Below are 19,736 nucleotides of genomic sequence, written 5' to 3'. Positions count from 1 at the left end.
AGGTCCATACCGAGTACCTGGACCGGCAGCAAGCAGCGTAGATCTGCCCGCAGATCACCCATCAGGATGCTGTCCGGAAAACGCGGGGCCCCTCAACCACACCAACCAAAAGGCCGACCACGCCTCTCAACTCCGCCGCTAACAGACCTGATGTGATCACTGCACCTGCACCGGACGCACACCCCCGCCCAGCCAGCACGGCAACGCTTGTCAGCGTGAACGCCAGCCCCCGAAAGCTTTCACCTAACAGGCCATGCCCGCTGTCCGCTCGCTTCGTTCGTCGCTGCCAGGTTCGGGCCTCAGCGCCGCCCCAGCCGCGCTCGGACGACTACACCGGCCAAAAGGGGGACCGGCCCCGTTCAGCCCGTCCCCAACGGGCCTGAAGTGACCGCCACCCCTGCACCGGACGCGCACTCCGCGTCCAGCGCGGCAACGCTTGTCTGCGTGAACGCCGGCTACCGGAGACCTTCGGCTAACCGGACATACTCGCCGTCCACTCACTTCGTTCGTCGTCGCCAGGTCCGAACCCCCAGCACCGACCAACCGCAGACGGACGATCACATCAACCAAGGGGCGACCACTCCCGCATAACCCCTGCCCCCAACGGACCTGATCTGACCGCCGCACCCATGATGAGCAGGATCGCGGTCGGTCGGGGGCAGGCTTCAGCGGTGTCCGGTGGGGGCGCGCTTCCCGCTCCGGCGGTTACGAGCCGCAACAGCGTGGCGAACCCGCCGCACCCACAGGCCAGTGCACACCGCTACCCACTCGATCAGGTCGGTACTGGTCACCTGCTCCACTGCAAGATCCTTGGCCGAGGCCGTTACGGGACAGGTCTTAGAGGGGTGGGGCCTTGCGGGCCGAACCTCGGTAGGTGCCGGCGTCGTACCGCCGTTCGTTCTCCTCGAGCTTGTCCTCCGCCGCCTGCGCCAGATCCACGCCCAGCAGATCGGCGAGCCGGATCAGGTACAGGAACACGTCGCCGAGCTCCGCGCGCATCCGCGCCCCGGCCGCCGCGTCGTCCATGACCTTGCGCGACTCCTCCGGAGTGAGCCACTGCAGTTCGGCGAGCAGTTCCCCCGTCTCGCCCGCCAGTGCCATCGCGATGTTCTTGGGCGTGTGGAACTGCTCCCAGTCCCGATCCACCGCGAACTCCCGCAACCGCCCGGCCAGCTCCTCGATCCCCATCGTCACGCCGCCAATCTACGGCGCCCTCGGCCATCAGGCGCGGAGCCGGCGTGCGCGTTCTACCGATCGTCGGGTGGCAGCATGTGTGCGCGACGTTCCTCGGGTGTCAACACACGGAAGACCCGGGACCGGGCCCGGGCCCATCAGCTCGTCGAGATCTACCTCGGCCTTCCAGACGCGCACCGTGCCGTCGTACGAGCCGGTGATCACAGAACGGCTGTCCGCCGTCCACGCGACGCAGGTCAGCCGGTCGCGGTGGACGCCGACCACTCCGATCTCGGTGCGGGAGCGAGTGTCCCAGATCCGGACCGTGCGGTCGTACGAGGCGGTCGCGATCCGGGTGCCGTCCGGCGACCAGGCGACGGCGTGCACCCGGTCGTCATGGCCGACGAGGACGGCCGGCTCGTCGCCGGAGACGACCGACCAGATCCGCGCGGTGCGGTCCGCCGAGCCGGTGACGACGAAACGTCCGTCCGGCGACCATGCCACGTCGTCGACCCGCAGTTCAGGCCCACAAAGGATCTTGTAGGTGCGCCCGGCCAGCGTGTCCCAGATGGGAACCGTGCGGTCGTTCGAGGACGAGGCCAGGAGGAAGCCGCGGGGCGACCAGGCGAGGCCGGCGACCCCCTGGGGCCTCTCAGTTCCCGGACCGGCGGACCGTCGACGGCGTTCCAGAGGCGGACCACCCGGTCACGGCCACCGGTCGCCACCTGCCTGTGGCCGACGGCGATGGCCTGGGGGACCGCCGAGCCGTGCTCGCGAGGTCGGCCGGGAACGTCCGGCAAGACGGGGCCGGCCCGAATCCACCTCGTGGACACCCGCTGGACGGGATTCGTACCGCATGCGGTCATGGTGCGACCGTTTCGTTGCAGAATGTCGATCTACGATGGGGCGGTGGACGGGAGGTGGGACTCTGCGCGGCGGGGTGGTCCTGGGCGGGCGGTACCGGATGGCGCGGCAGCTCGGCCGGGGTGCGATGGGGGAGGTCTGGCGTGCCTGGGATCTGCTGCTGCGGCGGCCGGTGGCGGTGAAGATCCTGCACCGGCATCTGGGCGCCGATCCGGGGCTGGTCGAACGGTTTCGGCAGGAGTTCCGGGTGGTGGGGGCGTTGCGGCACGAGGGCGTGACCGTCGCCTACGACGCGGGCGAGGACGGCGGCGTGCTGTTCTACGTCATGGAGCTGCTGGAGGGGGAGGACCTCTACTCGGTGCTGGCGCGGGCGCCGGACGGGCTCTCGGTGGAACGGGTGCTGCATCTGGGCGAGCAGGTCGCGGAGGCTCTCGGGGCGGCGCATGAGCGGGGCATCGTGCACCGCGACATCAAGCCGAGCAACCTGGTGCTGCTGGCCGGGGACCGGGTGAAGATCTGCGACTTCGGCATCGCGCGGTTCGTCCAGGAGGACGACGCGTCCAGCACGGCGGTCGGCACACCCGAGTACATGGCCCCCGAGCAGGGCAGGGGCGGGGCGGTGGACGGGCGGGCCGACCTGTACGCGCTCGGGTGCGTCCTGCACGCGCTGCTCGTCGGGCGGCCCCCGTTCGAGGGAAGACATCTCGCCGCGCTCGTTCACCAGCACATGAACGCGCGCGTCGAGTCGCTGCGGGCGCGGCGGGCGGAGATCCCCCAGGGGCTGGACGACCTGGTGCTGGCGTTGCTGGCCAAGGATCCCGACGACAGGCCGGGCGACGCCGTGACGGTGGGGGAGACGCTGCGGGCCATCCGGGAGGGCCGGATGGTCGAGATCGACGTGCCCGAGCCGGCGGAGGAGGAGGCCCCCGAGGTGTCGTTCCGCGTCGAGGTGAGCCAGAACGAGTACCTGCCGCCGGGCGGTGACGACGTGCAGGCGGTCGTGTCGGTGACCTGCGAGGCGGATGAGGACGGCGAGCGCCGGCCGCCGGTGTCGATGGTCTTCGTCGTCGGGTGCTCGTGGGACATGGACCGGGACGAGGCGGCGGCGGTGCGTGAGGCGATCGCGGACGCGATCGACCTGCTGGGCGAACGCGACAGGTTCGCGGTGATCGCGGGGTCGGAGACGGTCGACTGGGTCTATCCGCGGACCTCGCGGCTGGTCGCGGCGACGCCCGCCGCCAAGGCGGAGGCCAGGCGGGCGATGCGGCTGCTGCGGCCGGCCAGGCGGGCCGCCTTCGGGTTGTGGTTGCGCATCGCGTTCGGGCTTCTGGCGGAGCAGCCGACCTCGATCCGCCACGCCGTGCTCCTGACGAACATGGCGGGGGACGTCGACATCGCGGCCGACCTGCGGGCCGCGGTGGTCGCCGCGGGCGGCGTCTGCACCTGCGACGTGCGGGGGATCGGGAACCACTGGAACGTCCAGCAGCTGCGGGCGATCACCGAGCCGCTCGACGGCAGCCTGGACCTGGTGGCGTCCGCGCGCAAGGGGCTCCGGACGGAGCTGGCGGAGATCGTCGAACGTACCCGCGGGCAGGTGATGACCGGTGTCGCGTTGCGGGTGAGGACGCCGCGCAACGCCTCGGTCGAGTACGTGAAGGAGCTGTACCCGCGGCTGAGAGCCCTGCCGCGCGACGGCGACGACCATCCGCTCCGGGCCTGGCGGCGGGGCCGCCGCGACTACCACTTGGCGGTGCGCGTGGAGCCGGGCGAGGCCGGCGCCCACCGGCTCGCCGCCTGGGTCGAGCTGGTCAGGGAGGGTGAGGAGGTGCTCGCCTCGGGACGGCTCTTCGCCGCGTGGTCGGCGGACGGGCGTGCCACGCCGGGGGCGGCGGCCGTCCGGCCGGACGCCGGGACCGCGCCCGAACCGGTCCGGTCAGGGGCGCAGGCGGGCGGCGCGGGCGATCCAGGGAGTGGCGCCGAGGTCGGTGAAGGCGGCGTGGGCCGCCTCTAGCTGCGGCAGCGCGGCGGGCTTGCCGCGGCGGCGGAGCCATTCGCCGTAGAGGAGCCGGGTGCGGGCCTCCTGGAACGGCTGGCCGGCGGTGGCGTGGTGGGCGAGGGCCGCCTCGAAATGGGCCGGGGCGTCGTCGGGACGGGTGAGGGCCATCGAACGGGCGGCGATCGCGGCGGTCCAGGGACGCCGGATGACCTCGGCCCAGGAGTGCAGGTCGGTCAGGGCCTGCTCGTCGGTGGTGCCGGAACGGTAGGCGGCCTCGATCTGGTCGACGATGCAGAACATCGCGATGATCGGGTGGGACGGGGCTCCCGCGCGGACGTCGCGCAGGTGCTCGAGCGCGGCGCCGTAGCGGCCGAGGCTGAGCTCCAGCACGCCGAGGGCCCAGGTGGCGAGGGCGGGCGTGGTGACCACGCCGTGGTGGTGGCCGTAGTCGAGGGCCTGGCGGGCCAGCGCGCGGCAACGTTCCTCGTCCCCCTGGACGGCGGCCAGCCAGGCGATGAGCGCGCCCAGGTGGGCGGTGCGGTGGGGCTGGTCGAGGTCGAGGCTGATCCGGTGGCCCTCGGCGGCGCACTCCATGGCCTGGCGGTGGCGGTCGCGCATCAGGTCGGCCTGGGCCTGGATCGCGAGGGCGCCGGGGAGCAGGCCGGCCATGCCGCGTTCGCGGGACTGGGCCACGACCGAGGCGGCCAGCTCGTGGGCGCGGGCGTCGTCGGCGGCGACCAGCGCGAGGGAGGCCGCCAGCAGGCGCTGCGGCGGGTGGTCGGTGGGGAGCGCCTGGAGCTTCTCGTTCAGGCCGTTCGCCGCCGAGTAGTCGCCGCTGAGGATGTCGGCGAGCGAGGACAGCGCGCTGAAGATCGGCTGGGCGGCCTGCGGGAGCCGGTCGAGGAGCTCGGCGGCGTCGCGGGCCAGGGCGGGGTCGGAGGCGAACGAGGCGTTGCGGATCGCGGCGGCGAGCATCAGCGCGGCGGCCTGCGGGTCGGCCGTCTCGATCAGCTTGGCGCCCTCGGTGAGGATGCGGCCCGCGACGGCGGGCGAGCCCTGCTCGAACTCCACGGCCGCACGGACCCGGGCCAGGCCCGCCAGCACGTTCTCGTCGGTGGTGAGGTCGGCGGCCTGCTCGGCGAGGGCGCTCGCGGTGCGGGGGCGGCCGGCCTCGACCGCGGCCTCGGCGGCCAGGAACAGGCGGCGGGCCCGTGCCGCGGCCGCGGGGGTGAGCTCGGCGGCGCGGACGTAGGCGGAGACGGCGGCCGAGTAGCCGACCCGTTCCAGCGCCCGGTCGGCGACCCGTTCCATCGCCAGGGCGATGTCCTCGCGCGGCTCGGTCGCGGCCGCGGCCAGGTGCCAGGTGCGGCGCTCGGTCGCGTCGCCGCTCTGCGCCAGCGCCTCGGCGATGGCGTGGTGGGTCTCCAGTCGGCCGCCGTGCGTCGCGCTCCGGTAGACGGCCGAGCGCATGAGGGGGTGGCAGAACTCCGCGCGCCCGCCCGCCAGGGTGAGCAGCCCGGCGGCGACGGCGGGCTTGAGGTCGTCGGCCGCGTCGGCGTCCGACCCCAGATGCCGAACCGCCCGTACGGCCAGGTCGACGTCGCCGGTGTCGTCGGCGGCCAGCACGAGCAGGAGCGCCTGGGTGGTCTCGGGCAGCGCGCGGGCGTGGTGGTGGAACGTCTCGATCAGCCGGCCGGTCAGCGGCAGCGCCCCGGCCGGGTGGGACGGCAGGGCCTCGTCGCGGCTGGCCTTGCCCAGCTCGGCGAGGGCGAGCGGGTTGCCGAGGGCGTCGTCCAGGATGCGGGCGCGGATCTCGGGGGAGAGGTGCGGCGCGTGCTCGGACAGCAGGGCGGTCGCGTGCTCGCGTTCGAGCCGGGAGACGACCAGCTCGGGCACCTCGGCGTCCAGGAACGTGTGGGCCGGCTCGCGGGTCGCGATGAGCGCGGCGATCGCGTCGCCGCGCAGCCGGCGGGTGGCGAGCAGGAGCGCGTCCGCCGACGGCCGGTCCAGCCACTCCAGGTTGTCGATCAGGCACAACACCGGCGCCTCGGCGGCGAGGACGGACAGGAGGCTGGACGTGGCGAGGCCGATCTGGAAACGGTCGCGGGTCGTCGCCTCCGCCATGCCGAACGCGCCGCGCAGCGCGGCCGCCTCGGACGCCGGCAGCGAGCCGAGCCGGTCGAGGACGGGCAGGAGCAGCTGGTGCAGGGCGGCGAACGGGAGCTCGAGCTCCGTCTCGACACCGATCACCCACAACACCGTCGCCCCGCTGTGCCCACCCTGCCCGCTGTGCCCGCTCTGACCACTGTGCGCGCCCTGCCCGCTCTGACCGCCGTGCGCGCCCTGCCCGCTGTGTCCACCCTGCGAGCGCTGCCCGCTGTGCGTGCCGTGCCCACCCTGGCCGCCGGGTGCGCCGGGTGCGCCGCGCCCACCTTGCTCGCCGGGTGCGCTGTGCCCACTCTGCCCACCGTGCGCGCGCTGCCCGCTGGGTGCGCCGTGCCCGCCGGGTGCGCTGGGTGCGCCGTGCCCGCCCTGCGCGCCGGGTGCGCCCTGCCCGCCGTGTGTGTCGGGTCCGCGCTGGTCCGCGCGAGTGGCGTGTCCGGCGTGTTCAGAGTGTCTGGCGTGTTCGGCGTGGATGGCGTGTTCGGCGTGGTGGAGCAGGGCGGTCTTGCCGATGCCGGGCTCGCCGCGCAGGATCAGGGCCCCGCCGGCCCCGCCCGCGGCGTCGGCGAGGAGCCGATGGATGACCTGGAGTTCTCCTGACCTGCCTTTCAGGGGAAATCCGACCATGGGGCCAGTCTGGTTGATCCGGGCGGGCCGCGGCCACCGGATCGGCGGACCCGGGGGTGACCCGAACGGCATTCGGAATACCGGTTACCTGCTGGTAAGGTCGGGCTCGTTGATTAGTTGCTCCACGCAACTCTGCACCTCCCGAAAGGACCGCGCCGTGCGAGCGGATCTCCACGAGCCCTTCACCGACGGGCGCGACAAGCTCTTCATCGACTTCTTCAACAAGGACGAGTCGTACTTCGGCTCGCTCGTCGGGCTGGAACTCGAGGAGATCCGGGTGGACTACGCGCGCATGCGGCTCCCGTACCGGCCGCGGCTCAACCAGCCCGCCGGGGTGGTGCACGGCGGCGCCATCGCCACGCTCATCGACACCGTCGTGGTCCCGGCCGTCGGCGGGATCTACGACCAGATGCCGGTCCTGCTGACGGTCGACATGCAGCTGCGCTACCTCAGCGCCGCCCGCGAGACCGACCTGGTCGCCGAGGGCTGGATCACCAAGCGCGGCCGGTCGACGGTGTTCTGCCAGGCCGAGGTGCGCGGCGAGGACGGCGAGGTCGTGGCCGAGGGCTGGCACGTCTACCGCGTCATCCTTCCGAAGAAGGACTGACCCCGCCGCCGCGCGCGGCGGCCAGTTCCCGCCGGTCGTCCGGCCGGACGGGCTCGTGGATCTCGGTGAAGCCGCCGGTCGCGCTCATCACGATCCGTCCGGTCTCGCGGCCGTGCAGCGCCTCCTCGCGTTCGCGGGCCGTGAGGAACAGGCAGATCCGCTGGGTGACGACGAACGCCAGCACCGGCGCGGCGAACACCGCGATCCGGAAGAACCACGTCACCGCGAACAGCGACAGGTGGAAGTTGTAGGCGATCTGGTCGTTGGCGGCCGCCGCCCACAACAGGCCGTAGAAGGTGATCCCGGCCGCGCCGACGCCCGTCCGGGTGGCCGCGTCGCGTGGCCGGTCCAGGAAGTGGTGGACGGCGTTGTCGCCGGTCAGCCGCCGTTCGAGCGCGGGGTAGGCGGCCAGCACCGTGAAGAACGCGCCGGGCACGACGAGCGCCGGGACCAGGACGGCCAGGGTCAGCGGATGACCGGCCACGTCGAACTCCCAGCCCGGCATGATCCGGATCGCGCCGTCCAGGAAGCCCATGTACCAGCCGGGCACCGCGCCGGCGGTGATGTCGCCCGGCTTGTACGGGCCGAACTGCCAGATCGCGTTGATCTGCACGAACGCCCCGAGGAACGTCAGCACCCCGGCCGTCGCCAGGAACAGCGCCACCGACGTGCCCGCCGGAACGGCCGTCGCCCCCGCGCCCCCGGCGCCGGGACCGGCGAAGTGGGTGTGGCCGTTCTTGCGGATCAGCCGCCGGCGCAGCAGGAACAGCCCGATCATCGCGCCCGGCAGCAGCAGGACGTGCGCCCAGTAGAAGCGCGGGATGATCGCGTCGCCCGGGAAGTCGCCGCCGAAGAGCAGCCAGGTCAGGTCGGTGCCGATCAGCGGGATCGACTGGGTCACGCCCTGGATCAGCCCCAGGCTCCCGCCCGACAACATGTCGTCCGGCAGGATCGACCCGGTCACCCCGGCCGCCATGCCGAGCAGCAGCAACGTGATCCAGATCAGCCAGTTGAGGCCGCGCGGCCTGCGGTAGGCGCCGGTGAAGAACATCCGCAGCAACTGCAACGTGATCGCCGCGATGAACACCAGCGCGGCCCAGTGGTGGGCCTGCCGGACCAGCAGCCCGCCGCGCACCTCGAAGCCGATGTCGAGCGTCGACCGGTACGCCTCGGTCATCGGCACGCCCTTGAGCGGCGTGTACGAGCCGTCGTACACGACCCGTTCCATGCTCGGGTCGAAGAACACGGTCAGGAACGCGCCCGTCACCAGGAGAACGGCGAACGTGTACACCGCGATCTCCCCGAACAGGAACGTCCAGTGGTCGGCGGTCGACCGCCGCCGGCCCATCAGCGTGCGTACGAGACTCTTCTCGGCCATCGGGTCACAGTCCTTCGTCGAGGTCCGTCACCCTTAAGACGTGAGGTGACCCCCCGGTTGTGACACGAGAAGGCCCTGCCGGCGGTGTGATCCGCGCCGCATCTGCCTGCGCCGCATCTAGCCGCGCCGCGTCTGGCCCGGGCCGCGGCCCGCGTCCGGGCCGGAGCCGTTGCCGGATCCGGAGCCGCAGCACGCGGTGGGGCGGCCGGTGTCCTCCGTGAGGAGGTCGTCGGCCCAGAAGTCGATGAGCTCCTCCTCGTCCAGCCGCGTGGGCGGCGTGAGCGGGACGTCCCGGCCCGAACGCAATGCCCAGGTCGTCATGAGCATCTTCGCGAGGTTCTCGTCCTCGGTGGAACCGCCGGCGCCGGTAGGCCCGGCGGGTTCCGGCGGTTCGGAGGTGGCTGCCACAGCGCCCCGTTCTCAGGCGGGCCCGGTGGGATCGACCCGATGCCGACCCCGCCCGGGCCCGCCCCCGTGGGTCCGACGGAGAATCGGCACCGGGATCGATCACCCTGCAAGGTGCCGGAGGATCTTTCCTCAGGTACGCACATCAGCCAATCGTGAATTCCGTTCACCGGCCATCCCCGAATTCCGGGATACCCGGCCCAGGCGGGCCAGATCTAGAATCCGCGGTTGTGGGTGTTAGCGGCAGGCAGACCGCGACGGCGCGGGTGACGGCCCCGTCGGGACAGGTCGTCGGAATTCTCGAGGGCGGCCGGCTGGAGTTCGGGCGCGGGGCCGACATGGACGTGGTGATCTCGGCTGACCGGGCGCTCTCCCGCCGCGCCGGGATCATCGCCGCGGTGGCGGGCGGCGCGTGGGTCGCCAATCTCAGCGGGACCCACGCGCTTTACGTCGAATGCGAGGGACATCAGGTCCGGCTGCCGCCGCTGGAAGGGCGCCGGGAACCGTCCGGCGGGTGGTTCATGCGTTCGGGAACGACGCTGATCGGCTCGCGCGCGATGCTGGACGAGGGGCAGCCGCTGCGCGTGGAGATCATGTCGCGGCGGGCGGGCCGTGCCGAATCCGGAAACGGCGCGGTGAACGGAGCGGACGACGATTCGACGTTGCGCCCGCTCTATCTGGATCCGAAGACGAAACTGTTCCTGGTCGCGTTGTTGTGGTGCCGGCCGTGGTTGCTCGACCCGTCCCGGACGACGTCGTTGCCGCGCACCCCGGAGATCGCGCGGGCCGCGCTGGCGGTGACCGACGCGCACCACGAGCTGGACCGGTTCGACCGCGACCCGGCGTTCCGCGAACGTGTCGCCGCGCGGGTCGGCGAGCACCTGCGGGTGTTGCGCCGCAAGATCACCTCGCGCGGTCTGGCCCGGCCGGGCACCCGGCTGTCGGACGAGGTGGTGGTGAGCACGCTCATCGACCACGCGATCATCACCGCGGCCGATCTGGCGCGGCTGGACGACCCGTCGTGGTGCTCGCGCCAGGAGGATCTCTGGTGGGACCGTCCCTGAGCGCCGCGCCCGCGCCCGCGTTCGCCGCGTCCGCCCTAGAGGTTGTTGACGGTGAACTTCGCCCGCGCCTGGGTGGCGCCGTCCGCCGACGTCACCAGGATGTGGTGCACGCCCGGCGGGATCTTGCCGGCGAAGAACTCGCGGTTCTGGTTGAGGGCGTAGTTGAACGTGCCCTTGACGTCGGCGACCGGCTTGGCCGGAGAGGGTTTGAGCTTGTCGATCCGGATCGTGATCTGGGCGCCGGGACTCCAGCCGCGGCCGTGGACCACGAACACGGTGTGCCCGTCGCCCTGAGGCTGGTTGAGCATGATGCGAGGCTTCCCACCGAGCCGTTCGCCGGCGCCCGACCACGGGACCGGCGGGGCCGGCGGTGGGCCGCCGCCCCGGTTCTGCTGCGCCTGCTGACCCGTGCCCTGCCCACCGTTCTGCGCGCCGTCCTGCCCGTCGCCGCGGTCGCCGTACACCGCGCCCAGCAGGCCGGCGGCGACGACCAGCACGACCACGCCCGCGGTGACCAGGACGCGGCGGGCCGCCGGGCCGCCGCGCCGGCCGACGGTCGCCGGCGACGCCATGTCGGCGCTGGACCCGACGCCGGAGCCGTCGCCAGGCCGCGCGAAGCGTTCGGCGGGTCCCGCCCGGCCCTCCGCTCCCGCCCCGCCCTCCGCCTTCGGTTCGCCGCCCGCGCCGGCGCCGCCCTGGCCGTCGGCCGACTGCGCCTGGAGGGCGGCGAGCGCGGGACGGACGGCGGGGGCGGACGTGGGGGAGGCGAACGTGGAGTCCTCGTCGGCTTCGCCGCGCTCCCCGTTCGAGGCCGCCGGGCGGCGCGGCCAGTGCCGGTAGTCCTCGATCAGTGCGAGGGCGCAGTCGGGCAGGTCCGGGGAGGGGAGCTCGGGGCCGGGGCCGTAGCCCAGCCGCGCGAGCAGCGCGGTGGCGGTCGGCCGCAGGCCCGGCTCGCGTTGCAGGCAGGCGGTCACCACGTCGGTCAGCTCGGCGGGCAGGCCGCTCAGGTCGGGCGGCTCGGTCGCCAGCCGGACGAGGATCTCGGTCACCGAATCGCCCTCGTACGGCGGATGCCCGGTCGCCGCGTACAGCAGCGTCGACCCGAGCGCGAACACGTCGCTCGCCTGCACCGTCTTGCGCGCGTTGCGCGCCTGCTCGGGCGCCATGTAGGCCGGGGTGCCGACCGCCTGGTGCGTCGCGGTGAGCGTGGGCCGCTCGGCCGCCCGCGCCACCCCGAAGTCGATGACGCGCGGCCCGTCCGCCGACACCAGCACGTTGGACGGCTTGAGGTCGCGGTGCAGCAGGTCCGTCCTGTGGATCGACTCCAGTGCCTCGGCGCAGCCGGCGGCCAGCCAGCGCACCGCCGCCACCGGCAGCGGCCCGCACACGCGGACGAGGCGGTCGAGTGAGGGCGCGGCGACGTACGAGGTCGCCAGCCACGGCACCTCGGCGTCCGGATCGGAGTCGATCACGGGTGCGGTGAACGCGCCGCTGACCCGCCCGGCCGCGGCGATCTCGTGCCGGAACCGGGTGCGGAAGTCGCCCTCGTCGGCGAGCTCGTTGCGGATCGTCTTGACCGCGACCAGCCGTCCCGCCGCCGACCGGCCCAGGTAGACCCGGCCCATCGCCCCGGTGCCGAGCCGTCCCAGCAGCACGTAGCCGCCGATCCTGGTGGGGTCCTGCCGGGCCAGCGGCTCCAAGGGCATGCGCGGGGACCCCATCTGCTCTCCTTCTCGCTGGGCTCGTCACGGTCGGCGCACCTTTTGAGACGCCGCGAACGGCCGCGAAGTTGGAGATCCCGGCGAGATCGTCACCTCGTCAAGATCTCTTACGGATCTGGTGAAGGTCGCGCCGGACGGCCGTCCGGGTGCGGGTTCCCAGGATCCTGCGTCTGACGGCCGCGTCACATCCCGTTCGTCAAATTTGAGGCTTTTCGTGAAAATAATCGCCTCCGGCGATAAGTGCGGTTGGGTCTGATATGCGCACCACCTGTAAGTGCACCACCGGTAAGCGCACCACCTGGCAGGCCGCGACACCGGTCGGGCGGGGCCGGCTCACCGGCGAGGGCGGCCGGCGGGCTGGATGAGGGCGGACGAGGGGCGGGCTGGGCGGCGGGTTGGGCGAACATTGCCTACTCGGCGGCGATGAGACGGCAAACAGTGCTGATTCTGCGGGAGCCGGAAGTGGATTGGTCCGCGACCTGCGCTGGTTGGCCGGGGTGTTCCGGCGGACTTGCCGCAGGGTCTTGCCCGGGTGTGATGGGGCGGTTACCTTTCCACCAAACTCATAGGAAACCTTCCTATCTGAAAGAGAAGCATCTCGGGGTTCGGGGGATCGTCCGCCTGTCGTCCACCTGGCCCTTGGAGCGATCTTGCGCCGCCTCCTCTCCCGCCGCCTCCTCTCCCGCCTCGTCCTCCTCACCGTCCCCCTGCTCCTGCTCCCGCCGGCCATGCCGGCCGGCACCGCGCACGCCGCCGCGGCGGCGAGCGCCGCGTTCACCAGGACCGCCGACTGGGGATCCGGGTACGAGGGCAAGTACACGATCACCAACGGCACCGGCGCGGCGATCACGTCCTGGCGGGTCGAGTTCGACCTCCCCGCGGGCAGCGCCGCCGGCACGTACTGGGACGCGCTGCTCACCACCTCCGGGCAGCACGCGACGTTCCGCAACCGCGAGTACAACGGCACCATCGCGCCCGGCGCGTCCGTCTCGTTCGGCTTCATCGTCACCGGCTCGGGCGCCCCGCAGAACTGCACGTTGAACGGCGCGTCCTGCACCGGTGACGGCGGCCCCGGCCCCGGCCCCGGCGCCCCCGGAGCGCCCGGCACGCCGACGGTGACCGGCCGCACCGACACCTCGCTCAGCCTCTCCTGGCCGGCGGCCACCGGCACCGTCACCGGATACCGCGTGTACGAGGGCACCGCCGTGCGCGCCACCACCACCGCGACGAACGCCACGCTCTCCGGCCTCGGCACGTGCTCGACGCACACCTACACGGTCAGGGCGTACAACGCCGAGGGAGAGTCGGCGGCCGGCGCGGCCGTCACGGGCACCACCGGCGGCTGCGCCACCGGGCCGCTGCCGAAGCACTTCCTGACCGGCTACTGGCACAACTTCGTGAACGCGGCGACCGAGATGAGGCTCGCCGACGTCAACGCCGAGTACGACCTCGTCGCGATCGCGTTCGGCGAGGCGACCACCACCCCCGGCCAGGTCGTCTTCGGTCTCGACCCCGGCCTGTCGAGCGCCCTCGGCGGCTACACCGACGCGCAGTTCAGGGCCGACGTGCAGGCGCTGCACGCGCGCGGCAAGAAGGTCATCCTTTCGGTCGGCGGCGAACGCGGCGCGATCCGGGTCGCCGGTTCCTCGGCGGCGACGGCGTTCGCCAACAGCGTGCACGGGCTCATGCAGAGCCACGGCTTCGACGGCGTCGACATCGACCTGGAGAACGGCCTCAACCCGACCTACATGGCGCAGGCGCTGCGCGAGCTGCGCGCCAAGGCGGGCGCGGACCTCATCATCACGATGGCGCCGCAGACCATCGACATGCAGTCCACCGGCGGGTCCTACTTCCAGCTCGCGCTGAACATCAAGGACATCCTCACCGTCGCGCACATGCAGTACTACAACTCCGGCTCGATGCTCGGCTGCGACCAGCGGGTGTACGGGCAGGGCACGGTCGACTTCCTCACCGCGCTGGCCTGCATCCAGCTGGAGAACGGGCTGCGCCCCGACCAGGTGGCCCTCGGCCTCCCCGCCGGTCCCGGCGCGGCGGGCGGCGGCGGCGTCGCGCCCTCGGTCGTCAACAACGCGCTCGACTGCCTCGCCCGCGGGCAGAACTGCGGCTCGTTCAAGCCCGCGCGCACCTATCCCGACATCCGCGGCGCGATGACCTGGTCGGTCAACTGGGACGTCAGCAACGGCGGCGGCTTCGCCCGCACCGTCGGCCCGTTCCTCGACACCCTGCCGTAGCCGAGAGAGAACCACATGAAGCCGACTCGACTCCTCGTCGCCGTCCTGCTGACGGTCGCGGCGACCCTGACGATCGTGCGGACGCCCGCGCACGCGGCCGACATCCTGACCAACGCCGGGTTCGAGAGCGGCTCGCTCGCCGGCTGGGCCTGCTCGGGCGGCACGGGCTCGGTGGTGAGCGGCCCGGTGCGCTCCGGCTCGTACGCGCTCGCGGGCGCCGCGTCCTCGTCCGACACCGCCAGGTGCACGCAGACCGTCGCGGTCAGGCCGGGCACCGCGTACACGCTGTCGGGCTGGGTGCGGGGCGGCTACGTCCACCTCGGCGTGAGCGTGCAGGTCGGCCACAAGTTCTACGGCGGCGCGGGCGGCGCCGACAACCGGACCGGCTCCTACCTGCCGGTCATCCACGCGCTGCGCGACGCGCTCACCGTGCTGCACGTCCAGGACTACAACTCCGGTCCCGTCACCGGCCTGGACGAGCAGCGGCACACGATGGGCGGCGCCGACTTCCACATCGCGATGACCGACATGGTGAAGGCGGGCCTCCCCGTCGCCGGCACCGGCCACACCCCGCCCGCCCAGGTCCAGCAGGCGCTCGACTGCCTGGTCAAGGGCCAGTCCTGCGGCGGCCACACGTTGCGCGGCGGCACCTCGCCCGCCCTGCGCGGGCTCATGACCTGGTCCATCAACTGGGACCGCTACTTCAACCGGGAGTTCATGAACAACCACGAGCCGTTCCTCAACGCCCTTCCCTAGGCCAAGGAGGCCCCGCCCCCATGCGAACCCGATCGAAGATCGCACTGGTCACCGCCACCGTTCCCGTCTCCACCCTCGCGGCCGTCGTGCTCCCCGCGGCCCCGGCCGGCGCCCACGGCACCGTGTCCGACCCGCCCAGCCGGGTGTACGTGTGCAAGAACGAGGGACCGGAGAACCCGCAGTCCGCCGCCTGCAAGGCCGCCGTCGCCGCGGGCGGCACCCAGGCCTTCTACGACTGGAACGAGGTGTCGCTCCTCGAGGCGGGCGGCCGGCACCGCGAGCTCATCCCCGACGGGAAACTCTGCAGCGCGGGCCGCGAGAAGTACCGCGGCCTCGACCTCGTCCGCACCGACTGGCCCGCCAAGCGCATCTCGTCCGGGCCCCTCACCCTGACGTACCACGCCAGCGCGCCCCACGCGAACAGCAACTTCGAGTTCTACATCACCCGCGCCGGCTGGAGCCCCGCACAACCCCTGCGCTGGTCGGACCTGGTGCACCTGCAGACGTTCAACAACCAGAACCCGACCACGTTCACCAACTGGACGATCAACATCCCGGCGCGCACCGGCCGCCACGTCATCTACTCGATCTGGCAGCGCGTCGTCGGCAGCAACGAGGCCTTCTACACCTGCTCCGACGTCGACTTCGGCGGCGGCACCCAGACCCCGCCGCCCACGACCCCGCCCACCACCACGCCACCGCCCACCACGCCACCGCCCACCACGCCGCCCACCAGCCCGAGCGGCTCCTGGGCGTCCGGCACCGCCTACAAGGCGGGCGACCAGGTCACCTACGCGGGCGCCACGTACCGCTGCCTCCAGCCGCACACCGCGATCCCCGGCTGGGAGCCGCCCAGCACCCCCGCCCTCTGGCAGCGAGCCTGACGATCCCGCCGGGCCCGCGCACCCGCGCGGGCCCGGCGCTCACCTCCGAGGAAGCCCATGCTGAAACGGACCACCCTCGTGCTCGTCCTGCTCCTCACCGGCTGTGGCGGCACCGAACCCGAGTCGCCGGACGTGATGTTCCTGCAGATGATGGTCCCGCACCACGGCCAGGGCGTCCGCATCGCCCGCCTGGCCCGCGACCGCCCCGTCCGCCCCGAGGTCAGGACGCTGGCCGCCGCCATCGAGACCACGCAGATCAGCGAGATCACCTCGATGGCCGCCCAGCTGCGCGCCTGGCGCCGCCCGCCCACCGCGCCCGCCGGCTCGCACGGCGCCCACGGCGGCATGCCGGTCACCCCGGAGACCCTGCTCACCAAGCTGGCCGAGACCAAGGGCCCCGCGTTCGAACGCGACCTCCTCAACACGCTCATCGCGCATCAGGACGACGCCCTCCAGATGGCCCGCCGCGAAGCGGCCACCGGCACCGACGCCGGCACCAGGGCCCTCGCGACCCGCTTCACCCGGTCGCGCCAGGCCCAGATCACCCGGATGCTCGCGCTCCTGCGCGGGCGCTAGACCGCCCCGAGTGCACCCACCCGGAGACCTTCCGCCCGATCAGCAGATAGGCCAGCATCGCCCCGGCGGTGTTGAGGATCACGTCGTCGGCGTCGAACGACCGCCCCACGATCATGAATCCCTGCACCACCTCCACCGACAGGGAGAAGAGCGCGACGACCAGCCCCACCCGCAGCAACCCCCGGAACCGGCGCGAGACGAGCGGCAGGATCACCCCGAACGGCATCATCAGCGCCAGGTTGCCGCCCACCTGGATCACCGCGTCCTTCACGCTCGGCCGGTTGAGGTAGAACCGCAGGCTCTCACCCGGCCTGGTGTTGCCCGTCGTGTCGTCCGCCGCCCCCGGTATCGGCGTCAGCGTCACCCGCATCAGCACCCAGAGGAACGCCGCCAGCGCCGCGAGCGCCGCCAGCGCCACGCCGACCCGCACCATCAGACTCCATCCGGACCTCATGTCCACCGTCACTCCCGCCGCTCGTTCCCGAGCCACCTATGCCCAACTTTCCCCCACTCATGAATCCCCCTGGCCCGCACCGTCCGGCGTGATCTCAGTGGCGGGAGCCACGCTCCGGCGGTCGGTGACCGCGATGTGGGTGAGCGGGGGCGGCGCCTTGACCGTCGTCGCCAGGACCAGGACGGTCTCCCCGTCCCGCATGTAGAGCTTCAGCAGGCGTAGCAGATCTGCGTCCGGCGACGCGTCTCCCGTCGGTCTGTGTGACGGTTCAGAGGGATCCCCGTTTTACCGCGTTTCGCATTTCCGCGGACGGGAGGCAGCTTGATCTTTACGGGCCGGAGAACGGCTCTTGCCGGAGATCGGATGTGGTCGCGCATGAACGCCTTCGCGGGGTCCGTGCCCGGCGTATCCCGGGCGCGGACCCCGCGAAGGCGGCGTGGTCAGAAGGGCATCTTGCCTCGGTTGCGGCGGCCCTCATGGGCGCTGCGGTTGGCCATTCGGTTGGACTTGTGGAAGGGCTTGGCGAGCCAGCGGCCGAGGGCGCCGGGGGCCTTGCCCGCGGTTCTGCCGCCAGTGCCCAGGGCGCGATTGGTCCCTCGCTGCGGGCCGTGCGAAAGCCTCGGCACCAGGAAGCCCAGCAGGAGGAGCAGGACACATACACCAATGATCGCGGCCACGACCATGAGATACCTCGTTTCATCGGGGGTGTTCGAACCCCTTGCCTCCCCGGGAAGGGGTCGGTCAAACCGCCCAGTGGATGACAAAGCCGATAAACGTGGGCGAGATGTCTTTTATATGTGATCAGATGGCGGGTCGTTGATTTCGGTGGCTTCCCGCGTACGGGGTGCGGGTATAAGGCCGTCGAATCCATTCGACGTTTCTCCCGCGGAGTGGCCATGCGCGTTCTTCGGTTCTGTTCGGCCGCCGTCGTGGCACTGGTTTTCATGTCCGGTTCGGTGGCTTGTGCCGAGAATGCGGCCGCGGCGGAAATTCACTATGTGGCACTCGGCGACTCGTACTCGTCCGGGACCGGAGCGGGCGCCTACGAGCCGGGGGAGTGCCGCCGGAGCGCCAACGCCTATCCGCGGTTGTGGGCGGGCAAGCGGACGGTCGCGTCGTTCAGGTTCGTCGCCTGCTCGGGAGCGCGCACGACCGGGGTGCTCAACGGGCAGCTCGGTGCGCTGGGCGCGGCGACGACACTGGTCACGGTGACGGCGGGCGGCAACGACGCGGGCTTCGGTGAAGTGATGCAGGCGTGCGTGCTGCGCACGGCCGACCGGTGCAAGAGGGCCGTCGCGAAGGCCGAGGACTACATGACGACCACCCTGCCCGACCGGCTCGACGCGCTCTACCGGGCCATCAGGGGCAAGGCGCCCCGCGCCCGCGTCGTCGTGCTCGGATACCCGCGGCTCTACACCTCCGCCGCCGGTTGCCCGGGGTTGTCCAAGCCCAAGCGCACGGCGCTCAACCGCGGTGCGGACTCCCTGGTCACGACCATCGCCGCCGCGGCGTCGCGGGCGGGGTTCGCCTTCTCCGACGTGCGCGACGAGTTCGCCGGGCACGAGCTGTGCTCGGGCGACGGGTGGCTGCGTTCGGTCGGCTACCCGCTGGGCGACTCCTACCACCCGACCGCGCGCGGGCACCGGCTCGGCTACCTGCCCGCGATGACCGGGTTCGCGGGCTCCGCCGACTCACGCTGACCGGGTGACGCCCTGCTGCTCGGGGTCGAGCCGGTAGCCGATGCCGTGCGTGGTGTGGATCAGCGCCGGGCCGAGCTTGGCGCGCAGCCGCCGTACATGGGTGTAGACGCTGCGCACGCTGTCGGGATGATGGCTGCCGTAGGCGGCGAGCAGCTGCCGGTGCGTGTAGACCTGGCCCGGCCGCGCGGCGAGGCGGCTGAGGATCTGGTACTCGGCGAACGTCAGGGTGACGGCCCGCCCGTCCATCCGTACCGTCCGGGCCGTGTCGTCGAACGACAGGCCGCAGGGCTCGGGGGTGGTGCCGGGTGGCCGCCGGCGCCCCGCCCAGCGCAGCCGCGCGGCGACCTCGGCGGGCGGTGAGGTGTCCAGGAGGATGTCGTCCACCCCCCAGCCGGGGTCGACGGTGACCAGCCCGCCGTCGGTGAACACGGCGATGAGCGCCTGGGTGTCGCGCAGTTCCTGGCAGAGGGCGCGCGCCGCGTGCAGGTCCTTGCGCGCGTCGACGATGACGACGCCGGACGTCTCGGCGCCTGCCTCGGCACGGCGCACGTGAACGTCGTACGGCAGCAGGCGCAGGGCGGGGAGCACCTCCTCCGCCGTCCGCGCGTGATCGCTCAGCAGGAGCATACTCGCCTCCAAAATCCAACTATCTCTACTTGTATAGTAGGATTTGCGAACCGGCAAGCCCTCGGGGTGTGTCGCGAATGCGGGGGTGTGGGGGTCAGGCGTGGATGCTGGTGCCTGGGCCTTCTTCGTCGTCGGCGTGGTGGTGGGGGTCGAGGTACTCGTCCTCCGGCCAGAGGTGGTCGGCCAGCCAGGCGAGGTACTCCTCGTCGCCGGGGTCGAGCTCCGCCGTCATCGACTCGGGGTAGGCGCCGTCGGCGGGGGGCGCCGCGGCGGGCCGGAGCAGCCGCCGCAGGCTCATGACGAACAGGGCGGCGAACATGATGAGGACGAGTGCTGTGATCACGCCGTGCCGTCCTTCCCGCGAGCGATTTCGATAAGGACCTTGCGTAAGGGGCAAACTAGCTGAACGCTACTAGAGGGATCTATGGGGCACGCGTGCGACATGCGGCACACCCGGGGATGTTTACCGGACCCGGGGCCGGTGATGGC

At 72.2% G+C, this 19,736-nt stretch carries 20 protein-coding genes; 9 read left to right on the top strand and 11 right to left on the bottom strand.

Annotated elements, in window-relative coordinates; genetic code table 11:
- Window positions 1–837: 837 nt before the first annotated feature.
- Entirely contained in the window at window positions 838–1,188 is a 351-nt protein-coding gene (locus ABZ810_RS16285; protein ID WP_358403662.1) for a nucleotide pyrophosphohydrolase, read from the bottom strand.
- 33 nt (window positions 1,189–1,221) lie between these two features.
- Window positions 1,222–1,863, bottom strand: a complete 642-nt coding sequence (locus tag ABZ810_RS16280; protein ID WP_358403660.1) for a WD40 repeat domain-containing protein — start codon at window positions 1,861–1,863, stop codon at window positions 1,222–1,224.
- Window positions 1,864–2,074: 211 nt separating this feature from the next.
- Here ABZ810_RS16280 and ABZ810_RS16275 point away from each other — a divergent pair, with 211 nt between their 5' ends.
- Window positions 2,075–4,048: a serine/threonine-protein kinase gene (locus ABZ810_RS16275; RefSeq protein WP_358403638.1), complete on the top strand. Its 1,974-nt coding sequence runs from the start codon at window positions 2,075–2,077 to the stop codon at window positions 4,046–4,048.
- On the opposite strand, the gene ABZ810_RS16270 is transcribed toward ABZ810_RS16275, so the two are convergent.
- A complete protein-coding gene (locus ABZ810_RS16270) occupies window positions 3,971–6,283 on the bottom strand; it encodes a hypothetical protein (RefSeq protein ID WP_358403636.1) in 2,313 nt (770 codons plus the stop codon). The two genes, ABZ810_RS16275 and ABZ810_RS16270, sit on opposite strands and share 78 nt — an antisense overlap.
- Before the next feature lie 372 nt (window positions 6,284–6,655).
- On the opposite strand from ABZ810_RS16270, the gene ABZ810_RS16265 reads away from it, so the two are divergent.
- The gene (locus ABZ810_RS16265) at window positions 6,656–6,796 is read left to right on the top strand and encodes a hypothetical protein (RefSeq protein ID WP_358403635.1); all 141 of its coding nucleotides are present in this window, start codon (window positions 6,656–6,658) and stop codon (window positions 6,794–6,796) included.
- A 184-nt stretch (window positions 6,797–6,980) separates the two neighbouring features.
- Window positions 6,981–7,430 (top strand): PaaI family thioesterase, encoded by a 450-nt coding sequence (locus ABZ810_RS16260; protein WP_358403633.1) that lies wholly within the window; start codon window positions 6,981–6,983, stop codon window positions 7,428–7,430.
- Here ABZ810_RS16260 and ABZ810_RS16255 read toward each other — a convergent pair.
- The gene (locus tag ABZ810_RS16255; RefSeq protein ID WP_358403631.1) at window positions 7,408–8,808 is read right to left on the bottom strand and encodes a cytochrome b N-terminal domain-containing protein; all 1,401 of its coding nucleotides are present in this window, start codon (window positions 8,806–8,808) and stop codon (window positions 7,408–7,410) included. The genes ABZ810_RS16260 and ABZ810_RS16255 overlap by 23 nt on opposite strands.
- A gap of 117 nt (window positions 8,809–8,925) precedes the next feature.
- Window positions 8,926–9,216 (bottom strand): hypothetical protein, encoded by a 291-nt coding sequence (locus ABZ810_RS16250; protein ID WP_358403629.1) that lies wholly within the window; start codon window positions 9,214–9,216, stop codon window positions 8,926–8,928.
- A gap of 227 nt (window positions 9,217–9,443) precedes the next feature.
- On the opposite strand from ABZ810_RS16250, the gene ABZ810_RS16245 reads away from it, so the two are divergent.
- Window positions 9,444–10,277, top strand: a complete 834-nt coding sequence (locus ABZ810_RS16245; protein WP_358403628.1) for a hypothetical protein — start codon at window positions 9,444–9,446, stop codon at window positions 10,275–10,277.
- Window positions 10,278–10,312: 35 nt separating this feature from the next.
- Here ABZ810_RS16245 and ABZ810_RS16240 read toward each other — a convergent pair whose 3' ends face one another.
- Window positions 10,313–11,998 carry a serine/threonine-protein kinase gene (locus ABZ810_RS16240; RefSeq protein WP_358403626.1) on the bottom strand — a complete coding sequence of 562 codons (1,686 nt, stop codon included), beginning with the start codon at window positions 11,996–11,998 and terminating at the stop codon, window positions 10,313–10,315.
- A gap of 650 nt (window positions 11,999–12,648) precedes the next feature.
- Here ABZ810_RS16240 and ABZ810_RS16235 point away from each other — a divergent pair.
- From ABZ810_RS16235 to ABZ810_RS16220, 4 genes are read left to right on the top strand one after another with little or no spacing between them, the layout of a single operon-like run.
- The gene (locus tag ABZ810_RS16235; protein ID WP_358403625.1) at window positions 12,649–14,250 is read left to right on the top strand and encodes a cellulose binding domain-containing protein; all 1,602 of its coding nucleotides are present in this window, start codon (window positions 12,649–12,651) and stop codon (window positions 14,248–14,250) included.
- A 15-nt stretch (window positions 14,251–14,265) separates the two neighbouring features.
- Complete coding sequence (locus ABZ810_RS16230; RefSeq protein WP_358403624.1) at window positions 14,266–15,006, top strand: carbohydrate binding domain-containing protein; 741 nt, start codon at window positions 14,266–14,268, stop codon at window positions 15,004–15,006.
- A gap of 20 nt (window positions 15,007–15,026) precedes the next feature.
- Window positions 15,027–15,890, top strand: a complete 864-nt coding sequence (locus tag ABZ810_RS16225; protein ID WP_358403622.1) for a lytic polysaccharide monooxygenase — start codon at window positions 15,027–15,029, stop codon at window positions 15,888–15,890.
- Between the two features lie 57 nt (window positions 15,891–15,947).
- Window positions 15,948–16,466 (top strand): DUF305 domain-containing protein, encoded by a 519-nt coding sequence (locus ABZ810_RS16220; RefSeq protein WP_358403620.1) that lies wholly within the window; start codon window positions 15,948–15,950, stop codon window positions 16,464–16,466.
- On the opposite strand, the gene ABZ810_RS16215 is transcribed toward ABZ810_RS16220, so the two are convergent.
- From ABZ810_RS16215 to ABZ810_RS16205, 3 genes are all read right to left on the bottom strand, one after another.
- On the bottom strand, window positions 16,432–16,899 hold the full coding sequence (locus ABZ810_RS16215; RefSeq protein ID WP_358403618.1) for a VanZ family protein: 468 nt from the start codon (window positions 16,897–16,899) through the stop codon (window positions 16,432–16,434). The two genes, ABZ810_RS16220 and ABZ810_RS16215, sit on opposite strands and share 35 nt — an antisense overlap.
- Before the next feature lie 78 nt (window positions 16,900–16,977).
- Entirely contained in the window at window positions 16,978–17,121 is a 144-nt protein-coding gene (locus tag ABZ810_RS16210; protein ID WP_358403617.1) for a hypothetical protein, read from the bottom strand.
- A 239-nt stretch (window positions 17,122–17,360) separates the two neighbouring features.
- Window positions 17,361–17,603, bottom strand: a complete 243-nt coding sequence (locus tag ABZ810_RS16205; RefSeq protein ID WP_358403616.1) for a DUF6411 family protein — start codon at window positions 17,601–17,603, stop codon at window positions 17,361–17,363.
- Window positions 17,604–17,918: 315 nt separating this feature from the next.
- On the opposite strand from ABZ810_RS16205, the gene ABZ810_RS16200 reads away from it, so the two are divergent.
- Complete coding sequence (locus ABZ810_RS16200; protein WP_358403615.1) at window positions 17,919–18,620, top strand: SGNH/GDSL hydrolase family protein; 702 nt, start codon at window positions 17,919–17,921, stop codon at window positions 18,618–18,620.
- On the opposite strand, the gene ABZ810_RS16195 is transcribed toward ABZ810_RS16200, so the two are convergent.
- Window positions 18,612–19,247 (bottom strand): response regulator transcription factor, encoded by a 636-nt coding sequence (locus ABZ810_RS16195; RefSeq protein ID WP_358403614.1) that lies wholly within the window; start codon window positions 19,245–19,247, stop codon window positions 18,612–18,614. The genes ABZ810_RS16200 and ABZ810_RS16195 overlap by 9 nt on opposite strands.
- A 94-nt stretch (window positions 19,248–19,341) precedes the next feature.
- The gene (locus ABZ810_RS16190; protein WP_358403613.1) at window positions 19,342–19,590 is read right to left on the bottom strand and encodes a hypothetical protein; all 249 of its coding nucleotides are present in this window, start codon (window positions 19,588–19,590) and stop codon (window positions 19,342–19,344) included.
- Window positions 19,591–19,736: the final 146 nt, after the last annotated feature.

The organism is Spirillospora sp. NPDC047279 (assembly GCF_040643285.1).
GTDB lineage: Bacteria > Actinomycetota > Actinomycetes > Streptosporangiales > Streptosporangiaceae > Spirillospora.
The sequence above is the reverse complement of the archived record's forward strand: the minus strand, read 5'-3'. Positions and strand labels throughout refer to the sequence as shown.